This window comes from Nocardiopsis trehalosi NBRC 14201, from assembly GCF_001552555.1.
Classification (GTDB): domain Bacteria; phylum Actinomycetota; class Actinomycetes; order Streptosporangiales; family Streptosporangiaceae; genus Nocardiopsis_B; species Nocardiopsis_B trehalosi.
In genome coordinates this window covers 1-2,596 of record NZ_BCRK01000328.1, presented here as the reverse complement: position 1 = coordinate 2,596, position 2,596 = coordinate 1, and the positions used below count along the sequence as shown (strand labels likewise).

2 protein-coding genes and 1 pseudogene are annotated in these 2,596 nt (G+C 75.2%); 1 reads left to right on the top strand and 2 read right to left on the bottom strand.

All coding sequences use genetic code 11. From position 1 onward, the window contains the following. Positions 1 to 27: 27 nt before the first annotated feature. A pseudogene (locus NT8_RS27870) lies at positions 28 to 827 on the bottom strand (LysR substrate-binding domain-containing protein). Positions 828 to 882: 55 nt separating this feature from the next. On the opposite strand from NT8_RS27870, the gene NT8_RS31395 reads away from it, so the two are divergent. Continuing rightward, positions 883 to 1,014, top strand: coding sequence for a hypothetical protein (locus NT8_RS31395; RefSeq protein ID WP_281203545.1), 132 nt, complete (start codon positions 883 to 885; stop codon positions 1,012 to 1,014). 85 nt (positions 1,015 to 1,099) lie between these two features. Here NT8_RS31395 and NT8_RS27865 read toward each other — a convergent pair whose 3' ends face one another. Further along, positions 1,100 to 2,338 (bottom strand): phospholipase D-like domain-containing protein, encoded by a 1,239-nt coding sequence (locus NT8_RS27865; protein WP_067976018.1) that lies wholly within the window; start codon positions 2,336 to 2,338, stop codon positions 1,100 to 1,102. Positions 2,339 to 2,596: the final 258 nt, after the last annotated feature.

The window sequence follows — 2,596 nt, the reverse complement described above, 5'->3', positions numbered from 1 at the left end:
GCCCGCGTCCCCGGGGCGCGGGCGCGGTCACGCCGCCGGCGGCCGGGGCGGCCCCGCTCCGGCCGCCGCGGTGTGCCCGGCGGCCTCCAGGCCGGCCGACGCGGCGGCGAGGAACGCGTCGACGCTGGCGTGCCGGCGCCGCGGCGGCCACACCACCGAGGTGCGCCAGGCCAGCGGGTCGCCCTCCAGCGGGCGCCAGACCAGGCCCTCGGACAGCCCGCCGGCGTGGTGCTCGTTGAAGTGGACGCCGCGCCCGCCCAGCACGAGCCCGTTGACGAAGTGCGGGTTGCGGGCGCGCCGGATCGCGCCGGGCCGGAACCCCTCCGAGCGGCAGACCGCGAGGACGTGGTCGTAGAGCATCGGCGCCATGGCGCGCGGGAAGACCACCAGCGGCAGGCCGTCGAGGCGGCGCAGCCGCACCGCCGGGACCGCCGCGATGGGTGCTCGGCGGGCAGCGGCACGCCGAGGGGGCGCCCGGCCACCGGGCCCGACTCCAGGCCGGTGGTGGCGGAGGGGTGGCGGACCATGCCGGCGTCCAGGGCGCCTTCGCGCAGGGCGGCGAGCTGCTCGTCGGTGGTGAGTTCGTGCAGGTCCACCAGGACGTCGGGGGCCGGCTCGGCGAACCGCGCCAGCAGGGTGCGCAGGGTGGCGGGCATGGTGTCGGGCGGGATGCCCGCGCGCAGCACCCCGCTCTCGCCCGGCCGGATGCGGCGCATCGCCTCGTGCGCCGACTCCGCGCTCTCCAGGACCGGGCGCGCGTGCTCCAGCAGCAGGGCCCCGGCCTCGGTGGGGCGCACGCGCCGGCGGCCCCGGTCGAACAGCCGCACGCCCAGCTCCCGCTCCAGGTCGCGGATGCGCTGCCCGTTCGTGGCGACGTGGCTGGTGGCGTCCTCCGGCAGCCCGGTCACCCCGGCGTACTACCTGATGGGGGTCGCCGTGATCGGCCTGATCACGGTCCTGACCCTGGTCCGGGAGACCCGCCAGCTCTCCCTCACCCGCACCACGGTCCGCTGACCGGGATTCGTCCCGCCGCCCCCGCCGGCAGCCGCGCGGGGGCGGCGGCCGGACGGGCGGCGCCCCGGCCCCGCCGGGGCCGGGCTCACAGCAGGGGGCGCAGCGGGGTGAGGATCAGCTCGCTGAGCTTGGCGACGAACGGGCGCGACGCCCACTCCTCGCGGGTGAGCCGCCGGGTGTTGGTGCTGTCGTTGGCGAACACCTCGGCGAGGTGGTCGGCCACCCCGTCGTCGAAGATCTCGACGTTGATCTCGTAGTTGCCGGTGAGGCTGAGCCGGTCGACGTTGGCGGTGCCGATGGTGGACCACTGGCCGTCGATCGTGGCCGTCTTGGCGTGCACCATGGCGTTCTGGAACAGCAGCAGCCGCACGCCGCCGCGCAGCAGCGCCGAGTAGAACCCGCGCGACAGCCAGTCGGCCACGACGTGGTTGGAGTTCTCCGGGACGAGGATGCGCACGTCCACCCCGCGCCGGGCCGCCGAGATGAGCGCGCGCAGGATCTCGCGGTCGGGGATGAAGTACGCCTGGGTGATGTAGATGTGGTCCTTGGCCCGGTCGATGGCCTCCAGGTACATCGCCCGGATGGGGTAGATCAGCTGCTCGGGCACGTTGCGGTGGGCGCGGATGCGGGAGTCCCAGTCGGCGGCGCCGATGTCGGTCAGGTCGGGCTGCCCGCTGCCGCGGTTGGCGTTCCAGAAGTCGCAGAACGCGTTCTCCAGCTCCCAGGTGGCCGGGCCGGTCAGCCGCAGGTGGGTGTCGCGCCAGGTGGTGGCGTAGGCCGACCCGATGTTGAACCCGCCGACGAAGCCGATCTCGCCGTCCACGGTGAGGATCTTGCGGTGGTCGCGCCCCGACTTGCGGACGTTGAGCAGCAGCACCCCGGGGCGGAACGCCGGGTAGCGGATGACGTGCACCGACGGCGGGAAGTCGAAGAACGACCGCGGCACCACCAGGTTGGCGAACCCGTCGTAGATGACGTAGACCTCGACCCCCCGGTGGGCGGCGTCGATCAGCGCCCGCTTGAACCGGCGCCCCAGGGCGTCGCCCTTGATGATGTAGGACTCGAAGAGGATGCGCCGCTTCGCCCCCTGGATGGCGGCGAGCATGTCGGTGTAGACGTCCTCGCCGTAGGCGTAGGTGGTGACGACGGTGTCGCCGACCGGCAGCTCCTTGGGCGCCGAGCGCGGGAAGGAGACCCGGCGCGGGCGCACCCGCTTGCGCCAGGTGTCGACGGCGACCAGCCCGCCGATCACCACCGCCTCGGCGGCGAGCATCCCGAGGAGGGTGCGTTTCAGGGCGGTTCTGAGGAAGGTGCGTGGCGGCATTGCGTCGTCTCCAGTCCGGCCGATCCAGAGCGGCGTCGTCGTCGGTGTCCTCGTTCCCGCCGGACGGCGGATGACACCAGGGGCGCCGTGCCGCCAGGTGGGGGCGGCGCCGCCCGGAATGCTATCGGCCCGGCCCGCGGCGGCACGGGCGACACGGCGGGCCGCCCGGCGGGCGCGGGTCACACCGCGGTCCGCACGGCGAGGGCCGGCGGGGAGGACCGGCGGGTCAGCGGGGGGCGGCCGCGGAGCCGGCCCGCC